General features: G+C 70.3%; 23 protein-coding genes. 14 read left to right on the top strand and 9 right to left on the bottom strand.

The window, feature by feature from the left end; translation table 11 throughout:
* The first annotated feature begins 66 nt into the window (after positions 1–66).
* The 5 genes from AC3WSN_RS19820 (at position 67) to AC3WSN_RS19840 (ending at position 4,398) form a co-directional block, all read left to right on the top strand.
* Entirely contained in the window at positions 67–1,017 is a 951-nt protein-coding gene (locus tag AC3WSN_RS19820; RefSeq protein ID WP_492540235.1) for a transglycosylase SLT domain-containing protein, read from the top strand.
* A gap of 338 nt (positions 1,018–1,355) precedes the next feature.
* Positions 1,356–2,240, top strand: coding sequence for a helix-turn-helix transcriptional regulator (locus AC3WSN_RS19825; RefSeq protein WP_192711738.1), 885 nt, complete (start codon positions 1,356–1,358; stop codon positions 2,238–2,240).
* A 204-nt stretch (positions 2,241–2,444) separates the two neighbouring features.
* Positions 2,445–3,311: a serine O-acetyltransferase gene (cysE, locus tag AC3WSN_RS19830; protein ID WP_492540238.1), complete on the top strand. Its 867-nt coding sequence runs from the start codon at positions 2,445–2,447 to the stop codon at positions 3,309–3,311.
* Positions 3,312–3,413: 102 nt separating this feature from the next.
* Positions 3,414–3,629, top strand: coding sequence for a DUF3126 family protein (locus AC3WSN_RS19835; protein ID WP_091721446.1), 216 nt, complete (start codon positions 3,414–3,416; stop codon positions 3,627–3,629).
* Between the two features lie 439 nt (positions 3,630–4,068).
* Positions 4,069–4,398, top strand: a complete 330-nt coding sequence (locus tag AC3WSN_RS19840; protein ID WP_192711736.1) for a DUF6949 family protein — start codon at positions 4,069–4,071, stop codon at positions 4,396–4,398.
* Between the two features lie 12 nt (positions 4,399–4,410).
* On the opposite strand, the gene AC3WSN_RS19845 is transcribed toward AC3WSN_RS19840, so the two are convergent.
* On the bottom strand, positions 4,411–5,118 hold the full coding sequence (locus AC3WSN_RS19845; protein ID WP_192711735.1) for a transglutaminase-like cysteine peptidase: 708 nt from the start codon (positions 5,116–5,118) through the stop codon (positions 4,411–4,413).
* Positions 5,119–5,434: 316 nt separating this feature from the next.
* Here AC3WSN_RS19845 and AC3WSN_RS19850 point away from each other — a divergent pair, with 316 nt between their 5' ends.
* Positions 5,435–5,692 carry a hypothetical protein gene (locus AC3WSN_RS19850; RefSeq protein ID WP_192711734.1) on the top strand — a complete coding sequence of 86 codons (258 nt, stop codon included), beginning with the start codon at positions 5,435–5,437 and terminating at the stop codon, positions 5,690–5,692.
* Between the two features lie 6 nt (positions 5,693–5,698).
* On the opposite strand, the gene AC3WSN_RS19855 is transcribed toward AC3WSN_RS19850, so the two are convergent.
* From AC3WSN_RS19855 to AC3WSN_RS19885, 7 genes are all read right to left on the bottom strand, one after another.
* A complete protein-coding gene (locus AC3WSN_RS19855) occupies positions 5,699–6,298 on the bottom strand; it encodes a transglutaminase-like cysteine peptidase (RefSeq protein WP_373622076.1) in 600 nt (199 codons plus the stop codon).
* Between the two features lie 288 nt (positions 6,299–6,586).
* Positions 6,587–8,320 (bottom strand): AMP-binding protein, encoded by a 1,734-nt coding sequence (locus AC3WSN_RS19860; protein WP_492540242.1) that lies wholly within the window; start codon positions 8,318–8,320, stop codon positions 6,587–6,589.
* Between the two features lie 55 nt (positions 8,321–8,375).
* Positions 8,376–9,155: an enoyl-CoA hydratase gene (locus AC3WSN_RS19865; RefSeq protein WP_192710109.1), complete on the bottom strand. Its 780-nt coding sequence runs from the start codon at positions 9,153–9,155 to the stop codon at positions 8,376–8,378.
* Positions 9,152–10,045: a 3-hydroxyisobutyrate dehydrogenase gene (gene mmsB / locus AC3WSN_RS19870; RefSeq protein ID WP_492540244.1), complete on the bottom strand. Its 894-nt coding sequence runs from the start codon at positions 10,043–10,045 to the stop codon at positions 9,152–9,154. Before mmsB ends, AC3WSN_RS19865 begins: the two co-directional genes overlap by 4 nt.
* Positions 10,046–10,230: 185 nt before the next feature.
* On the bottom strand, positions 10,231–11,292 hold the full coding sequence (locus AC3WSN_RS19875) for an enoyl-CoA hydratase/isomerase family protein (protein WP_492540246.1): 1,062 nt from the start codon (positions 11,290–11,292) through the stop codon (positions 10,231–10,233).
* Positions 11,289–12,434: an isobutyryl-CoA dehydrogenase gene (locus AC3WSN_RS19880; RefSeq protein ID WP_492540248.1), complete on the bottom strand. Its 1,146-nt coding sequence runs from the start codon at positions 12,432–12,434 to the stop codon at positions 11,289–11,291. The genes AC3WSN_RS19875 and AC3WSN_RS19880 overlap by 4 nt, the downstream gene beginning before the upstream one ends.
* A 239-nt stretch (positions 12,435–12,673) precedes the next feature.
* Positions 12,674–14,170, bottom strand: coding sequence for a CoA-acylating methylmalonate-semialdehyde dehydrogenase (locus tag AC3WSN_RS19885; protein ID WP_192710113.1), 1,497 nt, complete (start codon positions 14,168–14,170; stop codon positions 12,674–12,676).
* Between the two features lie 116 nt (positions 14,171–14,286).
* Here AC3WSN_RS19885 and AC3WSN_RS19890 point away from each other — a divergent pair, with 116 nt between their 5' ends.
* Both AC3WSN_RS19890 and AC3WSN_RS19895 read left to right on the top strand, forming a co-directional pair.
* Positions 14,287–15,219 (top strand): LysR family transcriptional regulator, encoded by a 933-nt coding sequence (locus AC3WSN_RS19890; RefSeq protein WP_492540250.1) that lies wholly within the window; start codon positions 14,287–14,289, stop codon positions 15,217–15,219.
* A gap of 303 nt (positions 15,220–15,522) precedes the next feature.
* Positions 15,523–16,686 (top strand): iron-containing alcohol dehydrogenase, encoded by a 1,164-nt coding sequence (locus AC3WSN_RS19895; protein ID WP_238197611.1) that lies wholly within the window; start codon positions 15,523–15,525, stop codon positions 16,684–16,686.
* 134 nt (positions 16,687–16,820) lie between these two features.
* Here the strand turns inward: AC3WSN_RS19895 and AC3WSN_RS19900 are convergent, their stop codons facing one another.
* The gene (locus AC3WSN_RS19900) at positions 16,821–18,056 is read right to left on the bottom strand and encodes an ABC transporter substrate-binding protein (protein WP_492540253.1); all 1,236 of its coding nucleotides are present in this window, start codon (positions 18,054–18,056) and stop codon (positions 16,821–16,823) included.
* Positions 18,057–18,317: 261 nt separating this feature from the next.
* On the opposite strand from AC3WSN_RS19900, the gene cpaB reads away from it, so the two are divergent.
* The 6 genes from cpaB to AC3WSN_RS19930 all read left to right on the top strand — a co-directional run bounded on the left by cpaB (position 18,318) and on the right by AC3WSN_RS19930 (position 25,328).
* Positions 18,318–19,133 carry a Flp pilus assembly protein CpaB gene (gene cpaB, locus AC3WSN_RS19905; protein ID WP_492540255.1) on the top strand — a complete coding sequence of 272 codons (816 nt, stop codon included), beginning with the start codon at positions 18,318–18,320 and terminating at the stop codon, positions 19,131–19,133.
* 14 nt (positions 19,134–19,147) lie between these two features.
* Positions 19,148–20,698, top strand: coding sequence for a type II and III secretion system protein family protein (locus tag AC3WSN_RS19910; RefSeq protein ID WP_492543183.1), 1,551 nt, complete (start codon positions 19,148–19,150; stop codon positions 20,696–20,698).
* 18 nt (positions 20,699–20,716) lie between these two features.
* A complete protein-coding gene (locus tag AC3WSN_RS19915) occupies positions 20,717–21,487 on the top strand; it encodes a CpaD family pilus assembly protein (protein ID WP_492540257.1) in 771 nt (256 codons plus the stop codon).
* Between the two features lie 69 nt (positions 21,488–21,556).
* Positions 21,557–22,831 carry a CpaE/TadZ family protein gene (locus AC3WSN_RS19920; RefSeq protein ID WP_492540259.1) on the top strand — a complete coding sequence of 425 codons (1,275 nt, stop codon included), beginning with the start codon at positions 21,557–21,559 and terminating at the stop codon, positions 22,829–22,831.
* Between the two features lie 51 nt (positions 22,832–22,882).
* Positions 22,883–24,325, top strand: coding sequence for a TadA family conjugal transfer-associated ATPase (locus AC3WSN_RS19925; RefSeq protein WP_192710120.1), 1,443 nt, complete (start codon positions 22,883–22,885; stop codon positions 24,323–24,325).
* Between the two features lie 4 nt (positions 24,326–24,329).
* Positions 24,330–25,328 (top strand): type II secretion system F family protein, encoded by a 999-nt coding sequence (locus AC3WSN_RS19930; RefSeq protein ID WP_192710121.1) that lies wholly within the window; start codon positions 24,330–24,332, stop codon positions 25,326–25,328.
* Positions 25,329–25,338 lie beyond the last annotated feature (10 nt).

Below are 25,338 nucleotides of genomic sequence, written 5' to 3' on the forward strand. Positions count from 1 at the left end.
CCGCTTTCCGGCCTCATTTGCCCGCGACCTAGCTTAGCCACAGAACAAGCAGATCCGGGTCTCGGCATGCATCGCCTTCTCTTGGCCGCCGCCATCGCGGTCGTGCCCGCCGTCGCCTTCGGGCAGGGCGCGCGCGACAACATCGACGCGCTGATCGAGCAGCAGGCCAAGGCGAACGGGGTTCCGGCGAGCTTCGTCCACGCGGTGGTGAAGCGCGAGAGCAACTACAACCCGAAAGCCAAGGGCGGCAGCGCGCTCGGGCTCATGCAGATCAAGCACGCGACCGCGCGCAGCCTCGGCTACACGGGCGACGCCGCCGGGCTCTTCGATCCGGCGACCAACCTGCGCTACGGCGTGGCCTATCTGGCGGGCGCCTACCGCACCGCCCAAGGGAACGTCAGCCAAGCCTACCAGTACTACAACCGCGGCTATTACTACGCCGCCAAGCGCCAGGGCATCTCCACCGAGGTCGCCTCGGTGGTCGCCCCCGTGGCGGCTTCGGCCAGCGCCCTGGCGAGCCTGTTCGGCGGCGGCGCGGCCGACCGCACCGCTAGCCCGGCCGCGTCCGCCCTGGCCTACGCGCCGAGCGCCGCCATGGTGGCGGAGGTGCCGAGCGAGCGGGTCGAGGTGCCCCTGCCGCCGCGCCGCCCGGCCGGTCTCGACGGGGCGACGGTCCAGCTCGCGAGCCTGTCCGTCGAGCCGTCCGCGGCCGCCGCGGCCCCGTCCCCGGCAACGGCGGACCAGAGCGGCGCAGTCCAGGCCGTGGAGGTCCCGCTCCCGCCGCGCCGGCCCGCGGGCCTCGCCAGCGCCGTCGCCGTGGCGGATGCGCGTTCCGCCGAGATCGCGGAGTTGCGCCTGTCTCCGCAGCCGCAGGCGGAGGCCGCCCCGGCCACCGAGGCGGTCGAGGTGCCGCTGCCGCCGCGTCGTCCGTCGCTTCAGATGCTGGCCGCCGCCACGCCGCGGCGCGCGCCGGCCAGCGTGGCCGTTCGCGAGGCCGTGGCCCTGCCGGTCGAGTGACAGAGGCGCGGAGCCGCCTTCGACCGGCCGCAGACAGCCTTGGCCGGACGTCTGCCCACACAAGGATCATGCCCAAGGCTTGACCATCGGTGCGTTCCGCAACACATAGGCGGCACGCCAGCAGCGTGGTTGGACCGGCCCGGTATGCATCGGCGCCCGGTTGCAGCGGCCGGACACAGGCGGCGCAACACAGACCTCAGGGCAGGATACGTCAGTCTCCGCGCAGATGCTCGGGCAGCGTGCTGCCCTGCGGGATCGTGGATAGCGGTGGATCGCGAAGCGGCAGGTATGCAGGGCACGGACTCTGCTTTCGAGCTGGCAGGAAAGCGGACTGCGCCATGAGCGGCGTGTTGGAACAGGAATCTCTCTTTCTCACGGACCTCGGGCGCCGCGTTCGGCACGCGCGCACCGTGCGCGGGCTGTCGCGCAAGGTCCTGTCGCAGACGTCGGGCCTGTCCGAGCGCTACATCGCGCAGCTGGAAGGCGGCCAGGGCAACGTCTCGATCATCCTGCTGCGGCGGGTGGCGAACGCCATGGGCGTGCGCCTGGACGACCTGATCACCGGCAACGACGCCCTGCCCGACTGGCCTCTGGTACGCGACCTTCTCAGCCAGGCCAGCCCGGCCCAGATCGCCGCCGCCAAGGAGGCGCTGTCCGGCGGCAACCGGCCCGAGGCGAGCAACCGCCCGCGGGTGGCGCTGATCGGCCTGCGCGGCGCCGGCAAATCGACCCTCGGCAAGCTCGCGGCCGAGCGCCTCGGCTGGACCTTCGTGGAGCTGAACGCCGAGATCGAGCGCGAGAACGCCCTCTCGGTGCAGGAGATCTTCGCGATCTACGGCCAGGAGGGCTACCGGCGCCTGGAGCAGGCGGCCCTGCGCCGGCTGACCGAGCACCCCGGGCCGCTGATCCTGGCGACCAGCGGCGGGATCGTCGCCGAGCCGCTGACCTACGACCTGCTGCTCCAGGCCTTCTACACGATCTGGCTGCGCGCCCGGCCCGAGGAGCACATGAGCCGGGTCCGCGAGCAGGGCCATCTCGCCACGACGGGCGACCATGCCTCGGCGATGCAGGAACTGCGTGCCGTGCTGGCGAGCCGGGAGCCGCTCTACGCGCGGGCACCGGCCACGGTCGACACCTCCAACATTCCGGTCCAGACGATGCTGGACCGGCTGACGGCGGCGATCGAGGCCCGGTTCAAGCACCCGGTGCCGACCGCGGACTGATCCGCTCCCGCCGGGTCCGGTGACAGCCATGCCGCCGACGCAGCCCTTCCGGCGCGTCGGCCCTTGATCACTGCGGCGCAACACACCACGCTAGGGTCAGATCATCGACCCTGCGGAGCGGGGTCCACCACCCTGCCCTGACCCGGCGCTGCACGGCAGAGCGGCGGCGAGCAAGCCCGGAGTCTCGGACATGAGCATCCGACCATGAGCGCCAGCCCAGCCTTCAACCGCGAATCCCACGATCCCGCGGGCCATGATCTCGCGGTCTTGGACCCGGTCTGGTCGCGGCTTCGCGCCGAGGCCGAGGACGTGCTGCGCAGCGAGCCGCAGCTCGCATCCTTCATCGTCGCGACGCTCCTGAACCACGCCACCCTGGAGGGGGCGGTGTCACACCGGGTCGCCGCCCGGCTCGGCCACCCGTCCCTGACGGCCGACCTCGTCGCGCACGCATTCCACGAGGCGATCACCGCCGATCCGAGCATCGGGCAGGCGTTCCGCGCCGATATCGGTGCGGTGATCGACCGCGATCCGGCGACGCTCAGGGCCCTCGAACCGGTGCTCTACTTCAAGGGCTTCCACGCCCTCCAGGCCTACCGGCTCGCCCATCACGTCTGGAATCGGGGCCGACGCGATCTCGCTCTCTACCTCCAGAGCCGGGTCTCGGAGGTGTTCCAGTGCGACATCCATCCGGCCGCGCGGATCGGACGGGGCGTGTTCCTCGATCATGCCACGGGGCTCGTGGTCGGCTCGACCGCGGTGATCGAGGATGACGTGTCGATCCTCCACGCCGTGACGCTGGGCGGGACCGGCAAGCAGCGCGGCGACCGCCACCCGAAGATCCGCCGCGGCGTGATGATCGGGGCCGGCGCCAAGATCCTCGGCAACATCGAGGTCGGGGCCTGCGCCCGGGTGGCGGCCGGCTCCGTGGTGCTGCGCCCGGTGCCGCCCAACACCACGGTGGTCGGTGTGCCGGCCCGGGTGGTCGGCACCGCGGGTTGCGACGATCCGGCCCGGGCGATGGATCAGCTCGTTGCCCTCGATCAGTTCATCCATCTCGGCGACGGCATCTGAGGCGGTCGCGCGGTGCGAATGGCCGCGCTTGCCGCTCCGTCGCAGGCGTGGCAAGCCCACCGCCCATCAGCGGCGCCGGCGCCGCTAGGGAGATCAGACAGCGTGACCAAAGCCGAAACCGCGAAGCTCCAGGACTACCTGCGCCGCAAGTTCGCGAACAACAACATCCGCCTGACCGCGATGAAGACCGGCGATTCCGCCGAGGTGTTCATCGGCGAGGAATCGATCGGCGTGATCGCCGACGACAAGGAGGATGGCGACGATTCCTTCGTGTTCCGGATGGCGATCCTCGACATCGACCTCGAGGAAGACGCCTGAGGCTCGACGGCCCGGTCCATATGATCCCCACGCGGATTCTACCTCGGGGGATCGCTTCGGAGGCTCTCAGTCTCCCCTAGGGGCGTGGGCGTCGCCATGACGCTGAAGCATCCGCGCCATCATCGCGGGGCCGCGCAGCCGAACCCGGGATCCGGAACCGCCGTCAGGGCAAGATCTTGGCGCACCAGCGTCTCGGAGGACCCGGCTCGCCTTCGGCGCCCCGGAATGACCGCGCGTTCGATCGGTCTGCCGGCCCGATCTCCGGCGGCAGCACAATCCGCGATCGCGCGCTTCGTCCCGGAAAGGCCCGCTCGGATGCGAGTGCTCCGGGTTCCACCCATGGTGGCCTGTGCACGGGTTAACGCTAACGCGGGGTCGTGCTTAACAACCGGTAAATGGCAGGGCTACACTGCGCGCAACCTGTACAGGAGCGCGAATAATGGTCTTCACGCCCGCCGCCCTCGAATCGATCCGGACGCTCTGCATCGGTCTTGCGCTCTCGGGCCTGATCGCCAGCGCCTTCGAGCTGTTCGCGGCGCGGCGGGCGAGCTTCAGCCTGCTGGAGCGCGGCGGTCTGCCGGCTGTGGCGGCCCTGCCGATGCTGGCTTTCTCGGCCCCGTTCATCATCCTGCGCAACACCGTGCGCGGTCGGCGGATCGAGAGACGCCCGATGCCGTTCGTCATGCTGGCCACGGTGATCGCCTGCGGCTGGAGCCTGCTCTCGGGGCGCGTCGCCCTCGATCTCGCGGCGATGCTGGTCGGCGCCTGAGCGTCGCCGCGGTCAGGGCTCGGCGGTCGCGACCTGTGCGGTACCGTCCTTGCCTTCCAGGGAGACCCAGGCCGGTCCATCCTGGCCAGCCCGCTTGATGAAGCTGTATCCGGTGCGCCGCCAGGAGCGGATCGCGTCGGTCTTGTTGTCGAGGATGAAGTCGCCGCGATCGGTGCGGATGGTGAGCACCGCGTGCCCCTCGTTGGTTTCGTCGATCACCACGGTCATCAGCAGGGCGCGCCGCGGCAGGCCGCGCTCCACCAGCATGCGCCGCTTCAGAAGCTGGTAATCCTCGCAATCCCCGAACCCGTCATCCGGGAAGTCCCAGCGGTCGACGAGCCCCCAATGGGCCTGATCGGTGATCGGCCGGATGCGCGCATTCACCCGCCGGTTGACGCTCTGCAGCGTCCGCCACACCGCGACGGTGAGAGGAATCGCGGACGGCTCGGCGGTGTCGATCGTGCATTCCTGGGGGATGCGCGCGCAGAAATCGGCCCAACCCGCAATGGCACGCACCGGTCCGGTCGGCTCGGCGACCGCGACTTCATCGGGCAGGACGAGGCGCGCATGGGCATGCGTCGTGGCGCCGCCCATCGTGAGAATCGTGCCGACCAGAGCGAAGCTCAACATCTGGCGCGCCCGGCGCACCGGATCCGTCCAGCCACGCCACCGCAGCCCGCCGAACGTCTGACACGAGAACCCGCCATCCGCGTGCCGCATGGTTCAAGCCCCCGCCGCCCGATGATGACGGAAAGGTGACACGCTCGCACGCAGCGCACAATGGCCGGAAGCGGCGTAGATAACGTGCAAAACGACGGACGGTTCCGATTTAGGCGGGTGTTGCATCCGCAGAACTCGAGCCGCACGCATGCAATGGGCGAATGGCCGGTCTGCGCGGTCGCCGAAGGCCTTGCTTCACGTCAGCTTTGCCGGCTTTTCAGAGCCGCACGCGCAGGTTTCGGCCTACGCTCGAACGGATCGCAAGAAAGCGGCCAGCCCGGTGCTGGGCTGAGCCGAACCGCAAAGGAATTTCGAGATGCAGCCCGCCATCCAGCAGGTGATCAGAGCGCTCGCCGAGGATGGTCGGGCCGGCGCGATCAATATCGCGGAGCACGCGGTCGATTCGTATCTGGCCGGCGCGACGAGCGAGGGCGATCGCGCGCTGTCGCGGGACATCCTGATCCGCGACCTTGCGAGCCTCCGGGGCGTCGCTCCCCACCTCGCGGCCTTCATCGGGCGGGTCGAGTCCTACGTGGCGAGCCTCACGCAGCCGTCGCTGAGCCGGGCGGCCTGAGACCCCTCAACGATTGGCGGTTGTGACGGGCGAGGTGACGCCGCCGAGCGACACCCAGGCGACGGCATCCTGGCTCTCGCGCTTGATGAACACGTAGCCGGTCCGGTGCCAGGGCAGGATCGCGTTGGTCTTGTTGTCCAAGACGAGGTCGCCCCGGTCGGTGACCAGCGTCAGCACCGCGTGGCCCTCGCCCTTCTCGTCGATCACCACGGTCATGCGCATCGCCCGCCGCGGCAGGCCCGCCTCGGCCAGGAGGTGGCGCTTGAGCAGCTGGAAGTCTTCGCAATCGCCGATGCCGTCCTCGGCCAGGTCCCAGCGGTCGGCCACGTGCAGGTGGTCCTGGTCGGTCATCGGCTCGACCGCCTTGTTCACCCGACGGTTCACCGACACGATCGTCGCCCAGGTCGCCGGCGTCAGGCTGATCCGCGACGGCTCGGTCCGGTCCACCGCGCATTCCGCCGCGTAAGACTGGCAGAACGTCACCCACGCGGCGATCGGACGGGCATCGCCGAGGATCTTGGCGCCCACCTCGGACGGAAGGCTCGCCAGCGTCTGCGCCTGCGCGGTGGCGGCAAGGCCGAGCAGCGTTGCCGCACCGACCAGCATCCTCCGAACCGTCCTGAGAAGCCCCGCGCCCATCGACCCCGTCCCCGTTGTTGAGGACAGAATTGCGCCGCAGAGCCTCCGCGGCGCTGAAGCCGATGCGCGCAATTTTATCGATTCGCCGGCCGGAGCCGAGTGACGCAGGACAGCGTCGACGGGTCGCTTGATCAGCCCGGCAAATCCGTGGCTTCGGCTTCGGGAAACGGAAACCTTGAGCGTTCGTCACCCGCGTCCGTGACGTCTCGGGAACGCCGCCATCGTTTTGCGAGCCGCGCGATCACGCCGCAACGGTCAGCCCGCGGTCTGGTCGAGCTTGCGCTCCGCCTCGCTCTTCAACTCGGGAAAATCCGCCTGCGTGTAGGCCTTGCCCCGGTGCGGATCGTCGGTGACGCCGTCGTGCTCCAGGCGACGCAGCTGCACGCGACGGATCTTGCCCGAGATGGTCTTGGGCAGGTCGGTGACGAACTCCAACCCGCGCAGGCGCTTGAAGGTCGCGAGCCGGGCATTGGTGAAGCGGAAGATGTCGAGCGCCGTCTCCGGCCCGGCCGTCGCGCCCGCCACCAGGGACACGTAGGCCTTCGGGATCGTGTGGCGCATCGGGTCGGGGACAGGGACCACCGCGGCCTCGGCCACCGCCGGATGCTCGATCAGCACGCTCTCCAGTTCGAATGGGCTGATGCGGTAGCCGGAGGACTTGAACACGTCGTCGGCCCGGCCGACGAAGGTGTAGCAGCCCTGGTCGTCCACGAAGGCGACATCGCCGGTGTGATAGAGGTCGCCCTCGGCACCCGACAGGTTGCCGTGGCCGTCGTCGTAGCCCTGCATCAGACCGGCGGGCCGGTGCGCCCCGAGTTCGAGGCAGACCTCCCCCTCGGAGGCTGGCTGGCCGTCGATGTCGAGGACGCGGACCCTGTAGCCCGGCAGAGGCCGGCCGAGGGCACCGGGCACGACCGGCTGGCCCGGCGTGTTGGCCATCAGCGCCGTGGTCTCGGTCTGGCCGTAGCCGTCGCGGATCGTGAGGCCCCAGGCGTTCTTCACCCGCTCGATCACCTCCGGGTTGAGGGGCTCGCCCGCGGCGCAGACCTCGCGCAGGGCGAGGCGCTTCCCGGTCAGGTCCTCCTGGATGATCATCCGCCAGACGGTCGGCGGCGCGCAGAGCGTGGTGGCGCCGGTGCGCTCCAGCTGCGCCAGCAGGGCGGCCGCGTTGAACGGCGCCTGGTTGATCACCAGGATGGTCGCCCCGGCGTTCCAGGGCGCGAAGAACGAGGACCACGCGTGCTTGGCCCAGCCCGGCGAGGAGACGTTGCAATGCACGTCCCCGGGCTGGAGCCCGAGCCAGTACATGGTCGAGAGCGCCCCCACCGGGTACGAGCGGTGGCTGTGGCGCACGAGCTTCGGCTTCGCCGTGGTGCCCGAGGTGAAGTAGAGGAGCAGCGGGTCGTCGGCCCCGGTCGGAGCGTCCGGCGCGAAACGCTCCGGCGCCTCGAGCGCGTCGTCGTAGGCGGCCCAGCCCTCCGTCGCGGGCCCGGTGACGAGGCGGATGGCGCCGCCGGTGTCGAGGCCCGCGAACCGCGCGATCTGCTCCGGCCCGGCCACGATCGCTCGCGGGCGCCCGCGGGCGAGGCGGTCGGCGAGCTCGTCGGCGGTCAGCAGCGTGGTCGCCGGGATCACCACGGCGCCGAGCTTCATCGCCGCCAGCATGGTCTCCCACAGGGCCGGGACGTTGCCGAGCAGCAGGAGCAGGTGGTCGCCGCGCTTCAGGCCGAGCTGCCGCAGATGATTGGCGACGCGGTTAGAACGTGCGGCGAGCTCGCCGAAGGTGAAGCTCTGCTCGGCGCCGCTGCCCACCTCGACGATGCGGAGCGCGGCGCGATCGCGGCTCTCGGGACCGGCGAGGACCGCGTCGAACCAGTCGAGCGCCCAGTTGAACGGCACCGGATCCGGCCACGCGAAGGCCGCGACCGCGGCGGCGTAATCGGTGCGATGGGCCAGCAGACAGTCGCGGGCCTCCCGGAAGCTCGGCATGGTCGTTCCCCCTCGTTCTTTGGCCACGTCCCTCCCCCAGAGAGACGGGCTCCGCTCAGGTGTTCTCGAACCGCGGCGGCCGCTTCTCCACGAAGGCGGCCATGCCCTCCTTCTGGTCCTTGGTGGCGAACATGGCATGGAACACCCGCCGCTCGAAGCGGATGCCCTCGGTCAGCGTGGTCTCGTAGGACCGGTTGACCGCCTCCTTGGTCATCATGACGATCGGCAGCGACATCGACGCGATCGTCTCGGCCGCCTTCAACGCCTCGTCGAGAAGCCGGTCGGCGGCGATCACCCGCGAGACGAGGCCCGACCGCTCCGCCTCGGCGGCGTCCATCATCCGGCCGGTCAGGCACATCTCCATGGCCTTGGCCTTGCCGACGAAGCGGGTCAGCCGCTGGCTGCCGCCGATCCCCGGCATCACCCCGAGCTTGATCTCGGGCTGGCCGAACTGCGCCGTGTCGGCCGCCAGGATGATGTCGCACATCATGGCGAGCTCGCAGCCGCCGCCGAGCGCGTAGCCCGCCACGGCGGCGATGATCGGCTTGCGCACGGCGACGAACCGGTCCCAGTCGGCGAACCGGTCGCCCGCGTACATCTCCGCGTAGGTGGCGTGCTGCATCTCCTTGATGTCGGCGCCGGCCGCGAAGGCCTTGGCCGAGCCGGTGAGGACGATGCAGCCGATCCCCGGATCGGCATCGGCCTCGGTGGCCGCCCGGATCACCTCCCGGGTGAGCTGCGCGTTGATGGCGTTCAGCGCCTTCGGCCGGTTGAGGGTGATCAGCAGGACGCGCCCGCGCGTCTCCGTCAGGATCGTCTCGTACGCCTCGCTCACGACTCGCCTCCCTGCCCGCGGAGCATACGGATGATCGCGGAAAAGTCCTCTCCCCCGTGGCCCGCGCTCTCGAACAGACCGTAGATCTGCGCGGCCTCCGCGCCGAGCGGTGTCGCGGCGCCCGAGGCCAGGGCGGCGGCCTGGGCGAGCCGGAGATCCTTGAGCATCAGCGCGGCGGCGAAGCCCGGCTTGTAGCCATTGTTGGCCGGCGAGGTCGGCACCGGGCCGGGCACCGGGCAGTAGGTTGTCAGCGACCAGCACTGGCCCGAGGAGACCGAGGCCACGTCGTAGAGCGCCTGGTGCGACAGGCCGAGCTTCTCGCCCAGCGCGAAGGCCTCGCTGACGCCGATCATCGAGATGCCGAGGATCATGTTGTTGCAGATCTTGGCCGCCTGCCCGGCACCGACATCGCCGCAATGGAACACGTTCTTGCCCATTGCCTTGAGCAACGGCTCGGCCCGCGAGAACGCCGCCACGGCGCCGCCTGCCATGAAGGTCAGCGTCCCGGCCTTGGCGCCGCCGGTCCCGCCGGAGACCGGCGCGTCGACAGACAGGCAGCCCCGCGCCTCCGCGAGGGCGTGGGCCCTGCGGGCGCTCTCGACGTCGACCGTGGAGGAATCGATCAGCAGCGTGCCGGCGGGCAGCGCCTCGGCGAGCTGTGTCCAGACCTCGACCACGTGCCGCCCGGCGGGCAGCATGGTGATCACGACCTCCGCGCCTTCGGCCGCTTCGAGGGCCGAGCCCGCGACCGCGACTCCCTCGGCGCGCGCCGCCTCCAGCGAGGCCGGCACCAGATCGAAGCCACGTACCGTGTGGCCGGCCTTCACGAGGTTGGCCGCCATGGGCCCGCCCATGTTGCCGAGACCGATGAACCCGATGGTCTGCGCCATCCTGCTTCTCCCTTGATTGTTGTCGCTCGCGTCGCCCACCCGCGCCCTCATCCTGAGGTGACCGCGAAGCGGGCCTCGAAGGAGGGCTCCAGGGATCACGGCGGCTTCCGGAGCCCTCCTTCGAGGCCTACGCTACGCTTCGGCACCTCAGGATGAGCGTGTGGGTGGGAACGAGCGACGCGTCATCACACCGGCCCCGTGCGCGCGTCCGAAAAAACCGGCTCCGCCCGCTTCTCCAGCCAGCGCGCGATCTGGGCCGGATCGACCGCGTCGACGGTCGGCGGGTTCCAGCGCGGGTGCTTGTCCTTGTCGATCACCGCGGCGCGGATCCCCTCGCGGAAATCGCCCTCCGCCAGCAGAGCCAGCGACGCGTGGTACTCGCGCTCCAGGCAGGCCTCCAGGTTCGGGGCACCGCGACCGAGCCGCAGCAGGCACAGCGTCAGGACGAGGCTCGACGGCGCCTTGGTCAGCAGGGTCTTCCGGGTCGCGGCCGCGAAGTCCGAGCCGTCCGCGTCGAGGGTGGCCAGGATCTCGTCCACCATGTCGAAGGCGAAGCAGCGGTCGATCAGGGCCCGGTGCGCCGCCAGCGGCGGCGGACCGGGGTCCTGCGTGAACCGGGCGATCACGTCCCGCACGCCCTCGTGCCCGGCATCCGGGTCGAGCGCCACGAGGGCGTCGATCAGGTCAGGCAGCCCCGCGGACGGCACCAGGGCGTCGGCCAGCCGGCAGAACATCGCGTCGGCGGCGCCGACCGGCTCGCCGGTCAGGCCGAGATAGGTGCCGATCTCGCCGGGAGCCCGGGGCAGCAGCCACGTGCCGCCGACATCCGGCAGGTAGCCGATGCCGGTCTCCGGCATGGCGACGCGGGAGCGCTCGGTGACGATGCGGTGGGCGGCATGGCCGGCGAGCCCGACGCCGCCACCCATGGTGATGCCGTCCATCACCGCCACGAACGGCTTCTCGTAATCGGCGATCCGGGCATCGAGCCGGTACTCGTCGCGCCAGAAGGCTTCGGCGAACGCGGTGCCCTGGCTGTCGTACAGGCCGCGCAGATCGCCGCCCGCACACAGGCCGCGCTCCCCCTCGCCGGTGAGCAGCACCGCGGCGATGCCGGGATCGGCGGAGAACTGGTCAAGGGCCTGGTCGATCGCCAGGACCATGCCGTGGGTCAGGGCGTTCAGGGCCTTCGGCCGGTCGAGGCGCAGGCGCCCGAGGGCGCCGACCCGCTCGACGATCACGTCGGTCATCGGCGGCCCCCGGTCAGCCCGCGGGCGATGATCAGCCGCATGATCTCGTTCGTGCCTTCGAGGATCTGGTGCACGCGCAGGTCCCGGACGATTTTTTCCACGCCGTACTCGGCGAGGTAGCCGTAGCCGCCGTGCAGCTGGAGCGCGTGGTTGGCCACGTCGAAGGCCGCATCGGTGACGTGGCGCTTGGCCATGGCGCAGAGCTGCGTCGCGGCCGGGTCCTTGGCATCGAGGGCAGCGGCCGCGTGGCGCAGGAAGGTGCGCGAGACCTCCAGGCTGGTCGCCATGTCGGCGAGCCGGAACTGCAGCGCCTGGAAGTCGGTGAGCTTCGCCCCGAAGGCACGCCGGTCGCCCATATAGGCCAGCGCCTTGTCGAGGGCCGCCTGCGCGCCGCCGAGGGAACAGGCGGCGATGTTGAGCCGGCCGCCGTCGAGGCCGCTCATGGCGATGCGGAAGCCCTGCCCCTCCGCGCCCAGGCGATTGGCCACCGGCACACGGCAGCCGTCGAAGCGCACCGCGCGGGTCGGCTGGGCGTTCCAGCCCATCTTACGCTCGTCGGCGCCGAAGGAGAGGCCGGGCGTGCCCTTCTCGACCACGATCGCCGAGATGCCCGAAGGCCCGGCCTCGCCGGTGCGGACCATGCAGATGTAGAGGTCGCTGGCGCCGGCGCCCGAGATGAACTGCTTCTCGCCGGTGAGTACGTAATGGTCGCCGTCGCGCTCGGCGCGGGTGCGGAGCGCCGCGGCGTCGGAGCCGGAGCCCGGCTCGGTCAGGCAGTAGCTGGCGATCCGCTCCATGCCCATGAGCGACGGCAGCCAGCGCTGGCGCTGATCGGCGTCGCCGTAGGCGTCGATCATCCAGGCGCACATGTTGTGGATCGACAGGAACGCCGCCACGGTCGGGCAGCCGGTGCTGAGCGCCTCGAAGATCAGCGTCGCGTCGAGGCGTGAGAGCCCCGAACCGCCGACATCCTCGCGGACGTAGATGCCCGCCATGCCGAGGGCGGCCGCTTCCCGCAGGGTCTCGACCGGGAAGGTCTTGTCCCGGTCCCAGTCGAGGGCGTGCGGCGCGATGTGCTCGGCCGCGAAGCCGAGGGCCATCTCGCGGATCGCGGTCCGGTCCTCGTCGAGCCCGAAACTCATTGGGCGGTACTCCGAAGGTCAGACGGGTCGCTCTGTTTCGCCCGCGGAACGGGGATCAACCGCGAGCGCGAGAACGCGGCACCTGCGTCATGCATCAAGTCCGTCATCCCGGGGCCGCGAAGCGGAGCCCAGGATCCAGATCCGCCGCGGTGTCAGAATGGGCACCGTTGCGGCTCTGGATTCCGGGCCCGCCTGCGGCGCCCCGGAATGACGTGGTGCCTGCTCAGGAAGCGCCGGCGTCAGCGCATCGTCGGGATGGAGAACTCCGCCCCGCTCTTGATGCCGCTCGGCCAGCGCTGCGTCACGGTCTTGGTCTTGGTGTAGAAGCGGATCGAGTCCGGCCCGTGCTGGTTCAGATCGCCGAAGCCCGAGCGCTTCCAGCCGCCGAAGGTGTGGTAGGCGATCGGGACCGGGATCGGCACGTTCACGCCGACCATGCCGACGTTCACCCGGGCGGTGAAGTCGCGGGCCGCATCGCCGTCCTGGGTGAAGATCGCGACGCCGTTGCCGTACTGGTGGGTCGAGGGCAGCGCCAGCGCCTCCTCGTAATCCTTGGCCCGCACCACCGAGAGCACGGGGCCGAAGATCTCCTCCTTGTAGATCGTCATGTCGGGCGTCACGCGGTCGAACAGCGAGCCACCCATGTAGAAGCCGTTCTCGTAGCCCTGGAGCTTGAAGCCGCGGCCGTCGACGGCGAGCTGGGCGCCCTCGGCGACACCCTTGTCGATGTAGCTCGCAACCTTCTGCACCGCTTCCGCCGTGACCAGCGGGCCGTAATCGGCCGAGCCGTCATGGGACGGGCCGATCTTGAGGGATTCCACCCGCGGGATGAGACGCTCCATCAGCCGGTCGGCGGTCTTCTCGCCCACCGGCACCGCCACCGAGATCGCCATGCAGCGCTCGCCGGCCGAGCCGTAGCCGGCGCCGATCAGCGCGTCGACGGCCTGGCCCATATCGGCGTCCGGCATGATGATCATGTGGTTCTTGGCGCCGCCGAAGCACTGGGCGCGCTTCCCCGTCTGGGCGGAGCGCACGTAGATGTACTCGGCGATGTGCGAGGAGCCGACGAAGCCCACCGCCTTGATGTCCTCGTCGTCGAGGATCGCGTCGACGGCTTCCTTGTCGCCGTTGACGACGTTGAGGATGCCCGGCGGCAGGCCCGCCTCCAGGAAGATCTCGGCGATGCGGATCGGCACGCTCGGGTCGCGCTCGGACGGCTTCAGGATGAAGGCGTTGCCGCAGGCGATCGCCGGGGCGCATTTCCACAGCGGGATCATGGCGGGGAAGTTGAACGGCGTGATGCCGGCGACGACGCCGAGCGGCTGGCGCAGGGAGTAGACGTCGATGCCGGGGCCGGCGCCTTCCGTGTACTCGCCCTTGAGCAGGTGCGGGATGCCGCAGGCGAACTCGACCACCTCGACGCCGCGCTGGATGTCGCCCTTGGCGTCCGGCACGGTCTTGCCGTGCTCGGAGGCGAGCAGCTCGGCCAGCGCGTCGTGCTCGCCGCGGATCAGCTCTAGGAAGCGCATCATCACACGGGCGCGCTTCTGCGGGTTGGTCGCCGCCCAGGCCGGCTGGGCCTCCCTGGCGTTCTCCACAGCGGCGCGGAGTTCCGCCTTGCTGGCGAGCGCGACCTTGGCCTGGACCTCGCCGGTCGAGGGATGAAACACGTCGGCGAACCGACCGCTCTCGCCGCCGACGTTCCGGCCGCCGATGTAATGCCCGATCGTGCGCATGCGCGCCTCCCTGTGATGTGGCGTTCGATTTTGGCGCACCCTAACAGGATCCCTTGAACGATAAAGCCGGATGCGCTTACAGCCGTCGTGCATCGATGCACAGTGGGAGTGCGGTCATGGCCAGGGCGGGGCCCAACTGGGACGACCTGCGCTTCTTCCTTGCTGTGGCGCGGACCGGGACCTTGAGTGCCGCCGGCGCCCGCACCGGCACCGAGCACACCACAGTGGGCCGTCGGATCCGGGCCCTGGAAGAGGGCCTCGGCGCCCGCCTGTTCCACCGCAGCAACCTCGGCTACGCGCTCACCGAGGACGGCGCGAACCTGCTGGGCGTCGCCGAGACGATGGAGAGCGCGTTCCTGTCGGCGAGCGCCGCCACGGAGGCGGCCCAGGCGGTCTCCGGCACGGTGCGGATCGGCGCGCCGGACGGGTTCGGCAGCGTCTTCCTCGCGCCCCGCATGCACCGGCTGACCGCCCGCCACCCGGGCCTGGAGGTGGAGATCATGGCAACCGCCCGGATCTTCAGCCTGTCGAAGCGCGAGGCCGACATCGTGATCAGCCTCTCCGGCCCGCAGCAGGCCCGGGTGGTGGCGCGCCGGCTCACCGATTACCGGCTGTTCGTCTACGCGGCCGAATCCTACCTCGCGGGAGCCGGGCCAATCGCGGAGGTGGCGGACCTCTCGGGGCATCCCTTCGTCGGCTACATCGAGGACATGCTGTTCACGCGCGAGCTGAACTATCTCGGCGCCCTGGGCCCGCCGGTCTCCGCGCGGCTGCGCTCCACCAACCTCTTGGCCCAGGTCCACGCGACGCTCGGCGGCGCCGGCTTGTGCGTGCTGCCGGCCTTCATCGCGGCCGCCCATCCGGGGCTCGTGCCGGTGCTGCCCGGGGCGGTGTCCCTGACCCGCTCGTTCCACATGCACATTCACGAGGATCACCGGAAGGCGGCCCATATCCGCGCGGTGGCGGGGTTCATTGCCGGCGAGGTCGAGGCGGCAGGCGCGCTGTTCGCCGGGCCGGGGACTTATGAAGGGTCGCTGACCCGGAGGTGATGGCGTCCCTGACGAAGATGCCCCCGGTCAAGCATCGCGTGCCGTCCTTCCGGGGCGCCGCAGGCGAGCCCGGAAACCAGAACCGCTGTCGGCGCCATGCCGGACGCGCTGAGGTTCTGGATTCCGGGCCCTGCTGCGCAGTCCCGGAACGACGGAGCGACATCTGCAGCCCGCTGACGGCCGGAAACGAACCACCACCTTACCCCGGGTTGTCAGCGGTAGCCGTTTCGCCCCGCGGCCACTGGGCCTAAGATCAGCCGTCCCGGCGGGCCAGCCCAGGCGCCGGGTGGGAGACGCAAGACAATGGTCGCCTCGATCGCCCTGCCCCGGCTGATGCGCGTCGGCCCCGGCGCCTCGCGGCTCCTGCCGGAGGTGCTCGGCCAGCTCGGCCTGTCGCGCCCCTTCGTGGTCACCGACCCCTATCTCGCCGGCAGCGGTCGCACCGACACGCTGCTTGAGCGCCTGACCGCTGCGGGTGCGCAGGCGACGATCTTCTCCGAGACCGTTCCGGACCCGACCGTCGCCTCCGTGGAGGCGGCGCTGGCCGCCCTTCAGGCCGGTGATTTCGACTGCGTGGTCGGCTTCGGCGGCGGCAGCCCGATGGACACCGCCAAGGCGGTGGCGGTGCTCGCCCGCCACGGTGGCCACATGCGCGACTACAAGGCGCCGCGCCAGCAGGACGAGCCGGGCCTGCCGATCGTGGCGATCCCCACCACCGCGGGCACCGGCTCCGAGGCGACCCGCTTCACCATCGTCACCGACGAGACCTCGGACGAGAAGATGCTGTGCATCGGTCTCGCCTACCTGCCGGTGGCGGCTCTGGTTGATTACGAGCTGACGCTCTCGAAACCCAAGCGGCTCACCGCCGATACCGGCATCGACGCGCTCACCCACGCGATCGAGGCCTACGTGTCGCGCAAGTCGAACCTATTCTCGGATGGGCTGGCGCTGCAGGCGATGAAGCTGATCGCCCCGAACCTGCGCCGGGTCTGGACCGATCCCGGCGACCGGGCGGCCCGGGAGGCGATGATGCTCGGCGCCACCCAGGCCGGCATCGCCTTCTCGAACGCCTCCGTGGCGCTGGTGCACGGGATGAGCCGGCCGATCGGCGCGCATTTCCACGTGGCCCACGGGCTCTCGAACGCGATGCTGCTGCCGGCGGTCACGGCCTTCTCGGCGCCGGCCGCCATCGATCGCTACGCGGCCTGCGCCCGCGCCATGGGGATCGCCAAGCCCGACACCGACGACAGGAGCGCGGTCTCGGCGCTCGTGGCGGAACTTGAGGCGCTGAACGACGACCTCGACGTGCCGGGCCCCCGGGAATACGGAATCGACCCGGCTCGCTGGGAGGCGCTGCTCCCCACCATGGCGGCCCAGGCCCTCGCCTCCGGCTCCCCGGCCAACAACCCGCTGGAACCCAGTGCCGACGAGATCGTCGCGCTGTACCGGCGCGTGTGGGCGGGGTGATCCGCGTCTTCGGTCCGAGGATCCGACGCACCCCCGTCCTTGCGAGCGTCAGCGAGGCAATCCAGCGGCGCCACGCTCACCGAGGTGGCGCTGCCCTGGGTCGCTTCGCTGCGCGCGCGATGACCGGGTGAGCCCTACTTCGCCGCCGCCGTCAGCGGGCAGCCGCTCTCAGCCGGAGAGGCGTAGGCCTCCTTGCCGGGGATGGTGGCGAGCTGCCGGTAGAGGTCCCACGGGCCCTTCGACTCGGCCGGCTTCTTCACCTCAAACAGGTACATGTCGTGGACCATGCGGCCGTTCGGCTGCACGACCCCGCCATGGGCGAAGACGTCGTCGACCGGCAGCGCCTTGAGCTTGGCGTTGACCGCGTCGGTCTCGTCGGTGCCGGCGGCCTTCACGGCCTTCAGGTAGGACAGGACCGCCGAGTAGGTGCCGGCCTGGATCATGTTGGGCATCCGGCCGGTGCGCTTCATGTAGCGCTGGCCGAAGGCGCGGGTCTCGTCGTTGGCGTCCCAGTACCAGCCCTCGGTCAGCGTGAGGCCCTGCGCGACCTTCAGGCCGAGCCCGTGCACCTCCGAGAGGGTGAACAGCAGGGCCGCGAGCTTCTGGCCGCCCTCGACGATGCCGTACTCGGCCGCCTGCTTGATCGAGTTCGAGGTGTCGAGCCCGGCATTGGCGAGCCCGATCACCTTGGCCTTCGATCCCTGCGCCTGGAGCAGGAACGACGAGAAGTCCTGGTTGGAGAGCGGGTGCCGCACGCTCCCCAGCACCTTGCCGCCGTTGGCGGTCACCACCCGGCTGGTATCGGCCTCCAGCGCCGAGCCGAAGGCGTAGTCGGCGGTGAGGAAGAACCACGTGTCGCCGCCCGCCCGGGTCAGCGCGCCGCCGGTGCCGACCGCCAGCGCCCGCGTGTCGTAGGCCCAATGGTAGCCGTAGGGCGTGCAGGCCTTGCCGGTGAGGTCGCTGCTCGCCGCCCCGGTGGTGATGGTGATCTTCTTCTTCTCCTTCGACAGGCCCTGAACCGCCAGGGCCACCGAGGAGGTGGTCAGCTCCATGATCGCGTCGACGCCGTCGCGGTCGTACCATTGCCGGGCGATCGCCGAGGCGATGTCGGGCTTGTTCTGGTGGTCGGCCGTCAGGATCTCGATCGGGACGCCGCCGACCGTGCCGCCGATATCCTCGACCGCCATCCGGGCGGCCTCGACCGAGCCCTGGCCGCCGAATTCGGCGTAGAGGCCCGACTGGTCGTTGAGGATGCCGATGCGCACGGCGTTGCCCGAGAAGCCGCCGCCTTGCGCGGCGGCCGGGACCGAGCCGAGCGCCGTCCCCGCGAGGGCGGCCGCCAGCACCGCGCCGCCAATTGTCCTGATCATGTCTCCCCCCGGGTTGGTCCGAGTGTCCGCTTCTGAGGCGGTTGCGGCGGCAGAATAGGTCACGCACGCGTGACGCGCCACGGCCACGCTCGGCCGGATGCTGAAGGATCGTGCGGATTGTGATGCGGGCCCGGAAGGCGCCCCTTTTCCGGACCAGCCGCAAGTCGCGAAGTTATAATAGCTTAACCATGTTTACACGATTCCCCGCGCAGGTTCCGGTCATGGGCGGCAATTCGGCCGTCTCCGGCGCGTGGTCATGCGATGAAACCAGCCCGTTTGGCCGTCCTCGGCATCGCCCTCGCGGCGGGCGGTGGTGCGGCCTTCCTGATGAGCGGCGGCGATCCGCCTCCGCCGCCTCCGCCGGCCCCGAAGGCCGAGGCGCCGCCGGCGCCGATGACCGACGTCCTCGTGGCCGCCGCCGACATGCCCATGGGTCAGGTGCTGCGGGCCGCCGACCTGCGCTGGCAGGCCTGGCCGGACGGCGCCGTGACCGTCGGCTATCTCACGCGCACGAACAATCCGAAGGCCCTGGATGAGACCGTAGGGGCTTCCGTCCGCTCGGGATTCCTCGCCGGCGAGCCGATCCGCGCGCAGAAGCTGGTGCGCCCGGAGAGCGGGTTCATGGCCGCGATCCTGCCGTCCGGGATGCGGGCGGTCGCCATCGTCACCGACAGCCGCGGGACCAACTCGGCCGGCGGCTTCATCCTGCCCAACGACCGGGTCGACGTGATCCGGACCTTCCGCGACGAGACAAACGCCCGGGGCAACAACAGCGACGCGCAGCTGTCCCAGACACTCCTGACCGACATCCGTGTCCTGGCGATCGGTCAGCTGATCCAGGAGAAGAACGGCACCAACGTCGTGACCGGCGAGACCGCGACCCTCGCGGTGACGCCCGCGCAGGCCGAAACCCTGGCGCTCGCCCAGAAGGTGGGCGCCCTGTCGCTGTCGCTGCGCAGCCTCGCGGATGCCGGCCGGGTGTCTGACGCCGCGCTGGCCGACGCGCCCCCGTCGCAGACGCCCGAACCCGCCCTGACCGTGGTGCGCTTCGGCGTCGCGCGGCAGCAAACGCCGTGACCGCCGTGAGCGCCATGCATCCCCCGCTGCCCCGTCCCCGCCCTGCGGCCTTCATCCTCGCCCTCATCGCCGCGCTGAACGGGCCGGCAGCCGCGCAGGAGCGCCCGGCCCTGGGTCCCGCACCGGTGCTCACGGTCGGCTCCGCGGAAGCTGCCTCGACCCGCCGGGTCGAGCTGACCGCCGGCCGTTCCGTAATCATCGACCTGCCGCGGGACGCCAAGGAGGTCTTCGTCGCCAACCCGGCGGTGGCCAACGCCGTCGTCCGCTCGACCCGCAAGGTGTTCGTGATCGGTATGGCCGACGGCGCCACCTCGATCTTCATGATGGATGCCGAGGGGCGCCAGATCGCCGCCCTCGACGTGACGGTGGCCCGGGACCTCAACCTCGGGACCCTGCGCGAACTGCTCAACCAGAGCATCCCGGGCGGGCGCTTCGACGTGCGCTCCTCAGGCGCCTCGGTGCTCCTGTCGGGCTCCGTCAATTCCTCCGCGGATGCCCAGCAGGCGATCGACATCGCCAATGCCTTCGTGGGGCTCGGCAGCGCGGGCGCCGGCTCGGGGGCGCCGAGCGGCGGCGTCTCGGCGGGCGCACGGGGTGCGGTGATCAACAACCTCACCATCCGCAACAAGGATCAGGTGATGCTGCGCGTCACCGTGGTCGAGGTGTCGCGCAATGTCCTGAAGCAGTTCGGGGTCAACATGACCGGCAACTGGGCGGCGTTGAACCCGCTCAGCGCGGTCGACCCGACCACCGGGCTCGCCACGTCGCCGGCCCTGGTCAACAGCCTTCCGTTCCCGATCACGGGGGGAAGCACGCCGGGGGGCAACCAGATCCAGGCCTCCGTCAAGGCCGGCGGCTTCTCGCTCCAGGCGACCCTGAAGGCCTTCGAGCAGGCCGGCGTCTCGCGCGTTCTCGCCGAGCCGACGCTGACCGCAATCTCCGGCGAGGCCGCGAAGTTCCTGGCCGGCGGAGAGTTCCCGGTGCCGAGTTCGGCCTCCTGCGCGATCGGCGGCCTCTGCACCCCTGGGATCACCTTCAAACCCTACGGCGTCTCCCTGTCGTTCACCCCGGTGGTGCTCGCCGACAACCGCATCTCCATCCGCGTCGCCACGGATGTCACCGAGATCGATCCTCAACAAAGCTTCAACTTCGTGGTCGGCAACTCGACCGTGGCGGTGCCGGGCACCCGGGTGCGCCGCTCCGAGACGACGGTCGAGCTGCCCTCGGGCGGCGTGATGATGACCGCCGGCCTGATCCAGCAGGTGAGCAAGCAGGCGATCTCCGGCCTGCCCGGCCTGATCAACCTGCCGGTCCTCGGCGCGCTGTTTCGCTCCCGCGACTACCAGCGCCAGGAGACCGAGCTGATGATCATGTGCACCCCCTACATCGCCCGGGCGATGGAGCCGAAGCAGGTCAGCCGGCCCGACGACAACTTCGTCGATTCCACCGACGGCCAGGCCGTGCTGCTCGGCCAGATCAACCGCCTCTACGGCACGGTCGGCCCATCCGCCGCTGCGCCGCTCGGACGCACGTATCGCGGCCGCGTCGGCTTCATCGTCGAGTAAGGCTGGGGACCGCACGCCATGACCCGACCCATGTCCGCGCCCATGTCCGGACGCCCTTCGACCGCCCGGTCCCGCCGCGCCGCGAGCCTGCTCGCCGCCTGCGCGCTCGGGGCCCTCGCGGCCGCCTGCAAGAGCGATCCCGCGACCACCGGCGGAATCGACCTGTCGGATTACCGCGCACGCCACCCGATCGTCCTGGCCGACGGGACCCGCAGTCTCGACGTCTTCCCGACGGGGATCGGTCATCTCGACCCGCGCCAGGCCGCCGATGTCGACGCCTTCATGCTGGAGTACCGCCGCTTCGGCCGCGGCGTCCTGCTGATGGAGGTGCCCCAGGGCGTTCCGCCGGCCCAGGCGGCCGCCGTCGAGCGGACGGCCGCGGCGCTGAGCCGGCTCGGCGGCCAGAACGGCGTCGGCGCCCGCGCGATCACGGTCAGCGGCTACGCGGTGGCGGCCCCCAGCCTCGCCGCGCCGATCCGGCTGAGCTTCCAGCGCATGCAGGCCAAGGTGGCGGACCAGTGCGGGCTGTGGCCCCAGGATGTCGGGACCAGCAGCTTCGCGTTCGACTACAGCAACAGGCCGAGCTGGAATCTGGGCTGCGCCATGCAGGCGAACGTGGCCGCGCAGGTCGCGGATCCGGTCGACCTGGTGCGCGGACGCCCCGAGGGCCGGATCGACTCGGTGAAGCGGGTGCGGGACATCGGCCAGTTGCGGGACGGCAAGGATCCGTCAACCGCATGGCGTCAGGATGGACAGAACGCCGTCAAGTCTCAGGTCGGCGGCAACTAACGCCGACCGCGACATCCACCGCGCCCCCTTCCAAAGCCGCGATCCGCACCCGAACCTGAAAGCGCCGTCATGGCAGACCTGTCCGAGACAACCGAGCGCACGATCGCCCCGGTGCCCCGGATCACCATCCAGGCGTTCTGCGAGACCAGCGAGACGGCCGCCATGATCGAGGGCGCCGCCCTCGACCGGCGGATGCAGAAGGCGCAGGTCAAGGTCCGGATGGGCGGCGGCGCCGCCGCGATCGAGGCGTATCGGCACGCGCCGACGCCCAACGTCATCGTCATCGAGACGCAGGGCGTGCGCTCCAAGCCGGTCGAATGCCTCGATGCCCTGGCCGAGGTCTGCGACGAGGGCACCCGCGTCCTCGTGATCGGCCACCTCAACGACGTCACGCTCTACCGGCAGCTGATCCAGCGCGGGGTGTCCGACTATTTGATGGCCCCCGTCGAGCCGCTGACCCTGATCGCGGCGATCTCCGACCTGTTCACGGCCCCGGGCGTCAAGCCGGTGGGCCGTACAGTGGCGGTCGTCGGCGTGAAGGGTGGCATCGGCGCCTCGACGGTGGCGCATAATTTCGCGTGGTCGGTGGCCCGCAGCCAGGGTGTCCAGACGGTGATCGCCGATCTCGACATCGCCTTCGGGACGGCCTCGCTCAACTTCAACCAGGATCCGCCGCAGGGCATCGCCGAGGCGGTGTTCGCCCCGGAGCGCCTGGATTCGGCGCTGGTCGAGCGGCTGCTGTCCAAGTGCAGCGACAACCTGAGCCTGCTCTCGGCCCCCGCGAGCCTCGACCGGACCATCGACCTGTCCGAGCCGTCCTTCGATGCCCTGATCGAGTACATGCGGGCGAGCGTGCCCTGCGTGGTCCTCGACGTTCCGCACCAGTGGAGCGCGTGGTCGCGGCGCGTCCTCACGGCGGCCGACGAGATCCTGATCGTGGCCGGTCCCGACCTCGCCTGCCTGCGCAACACCAAGAACCTGCTCGGCGCGCTGAAGCACGGGCGCCCGAACGACCAGGCGCCCCGCATCCTGCTGAACGGCGTCGGCGTGCCCAAGCGTCCGGAGATCGGGGCCGCCGAGTTCGCCAAGGCCCTGGAGGCCCCCGTCGCGCTGACGATCCCGTTCGAGCCGGCCCTGTTCGGGACCGCCGCCAACAACGGCCAGATGATCGCCGAGATTCAAGCCGGCTCGAAAGTGGCCGAGCTGTTCAACGACCTCGCGGCCATGACCCTCGGCCGCCCGGAGAACCGGCGCGGGCGTTCGAGCCTTCTCGAGCCGCTGCTCGCCAAGTTCGCCAGCGCCAAGTTCGCGAGCGCCGTGCTGCCCGGCCGCAAGGCTTCGTGATGCGGCCGCTCCCCCGACAGGTCCCTCAGGACAGCGCCGAGGCTCTGGCCCATGTTCGGTAGGCGACAGACGGGCGGCGCGCCGGCAGCGGCCCCGCCGATCCCGCAGGCGCGGACCGCGGCGCCGGCCATGGCCGTTCCGCGCGAGGCCGCGGCACCGGTCAAGCCGGCGGCGCCGACGAGCCCGGTCGTCGTCGAGAACGCCCGGTCCGAGGATTACTACCGTACCAAGAGCCTGATCTTCGGCGCCCTGATCGAGGCGATCGACCTGACGCAGCTCTCGCGCCTCGACGCCGAGACCGCGCGGGAGGAGATCCGCGACATCGTCACGGAGATCATCGGACTCAAGAACATCGTGCTGTCGATCGCCGAGCAGGAGGAACTGCTCGACGACATCTGCAACGACGTGCTCGGCTACGGCCCGCTGGAGCCGCTGCTCGCCCGCGACGACATCGCCGACATCATGGTCAACGGCGCCAACCGGACCTTCATCGAAGTCAACGGCAAGATTCAGCTGACCAGCGTCCGGTTCCGCGACAACCAGCAGCTGATGAACATCTGCCAGCGCATCGTCAGCCAGGTTGGCCGCCGGGTCGATGACGCGTCGCCGATCTGCGACGCCCGCCTGCCGGACGGCTCCCGCGTCAACGTCATCGCGCCGCCGCTCGCCATCGACGGCCCGGCGCTCACCATCCGTAAGTTCAAGAAGGACAAGCTCACCTTGGAGCAGCTCGTGCGCTTCGGGGCGATCTCGCCCGAGGGCGCCGAGGTCCTCAAGATCATCGGCCAGTCGCGCTGCAATGTCGTGATCTCGGGCGGCACGGGCTCGGGCAAGACCACGCTGCTCAACTGCCTGACCGCGTTCATCGAGCACGACGAGCGGGTGATCACCTGCGAGGACGCAGCCGAGCTCCAGCTCCAGCAGCCCCATGTCGTGCGCCTGGAGACGCGGCCGCCCAACATGGAGGGCCAGGGCCAGGTCACCATGCGCGACCTCGTCAAGAACTGCCTGCGCATGCGCCCCGAGCGGATCATCGTCGGCGAGGTGCGCGGACCGGAGGCCTTCGACCTGCTGCAGGCGATGAACACCGGCCACGACGGCTCGATGGGCACGCTCCACGCCAACAGCCCGCGCGAATGCCTGTCGCGTATCGAGTCGATGATCTCGATGGGCGGCTTCACCCTGCCCTCGAAGACGCTGCGCGAGATGATCTGCGGCTCGATCGACGTGGTGATCCAGGCCACGCGCCTGCGCGACGGCTCCCGGCGCATCACCCACATCACCGAGGTTCTCGGCATGGAGGGCGACGTCATCACCACGCAGGACGTGTTCCTCTACGACATCGTCGGTGAGGACGCGAACGGCAAGCTGGTCGGGCGTCACCGGTCCACCGGCATCGGCCGGCCGAAATTCTGGGAGCGGGCCCGCTACTACGGCCTGGAACGCCGGCTCGGCGAGGCGCTCGACGCCGCCGAGGTCGTCGATCGGAACTGAGCACATGCCCGATCTGTCCATCGCCGCTGCGGGCGGGTCCAACCTGCCGATCGCCGCCGGCCTGATCGGCATCGCCGTCGCGGCTGTGGCCTACGTGGCGATCCTGCCCCTGTTCGGCGACGAGCGCCGGGCGAGCAAGCGCCTGAAGTCGATCGGCGTCTCCGCCTCCGGAGCTGCGATCCGGGGGGTGACGGTCAACCGCCGCGAGCAGGTGGCCAAGACGCTGAGCGAGATCGAGGCGAAGGCCAAGGGTGCGTCGAAGGCCACCCTGGAGCTGAAGCTCGCCCGCGCCGGCCTCGCCTGGACCAAGCAGACCTTTTACATGATCTCGGCCGGCAGCGCGGGATTCCTCGGCTTCCTGCTCTACATCATCACCGACAGCCCGATCGCCGCGGTCGGCGCCGCCTTCGCGGGGGGCTTCGGATTGCCGGCCTTCCTGCTGCGCCACATGCGGCTCAAGCGCATCGCGCGGTTCAACAAGGAATTGCCCAACGCCGTCGACGTGGTCGTGCGCGGCATCCGCACCGGCATCCCGGTCGGCGACTGCTTCCGCATGGTCTCGCGCGAGGCCGAGGAACCGGTCCGCAGCGAGTTCAGGACCGTCGTGGAGACCCAGGCGCTCGGCCTGTCGCTCGGCGACGCGGTCACCCGCCTGGTCGAGCGCGTGCCCACGGCCGAGGTGAACTTCTTCGCGATCGTGATCAACATCCAGCAGCAATCCGGCGGCAACCTGTCGGAGGCGCTGAACAACCTCTCCACGGTGCTGCGCGACCGCGCCAAGATGCGCGGCAAGATCCAGGCGATGAGCATGGAGGCCAAGGCCTCCGCCTCGATCATCGCCTGCCTGCCCTTCGGTGTCGCGGGCATCACGTCCCTGACGAGCCCGGACTACATCTCGCTGCTCTGGACGACCGATACCGGCAAGATCGCCCTGGTGGCCGCGGCCATCTGGATGTCGATCGGCATCTTCACGATCAAGAAGATGATCGCCTTCGAGTTCTGAGGCGCTCGTG

The sequence above is a fragment of the Methylobacterium sp. FW102-HT35C08 genome, from assembly GCF_058790235.1.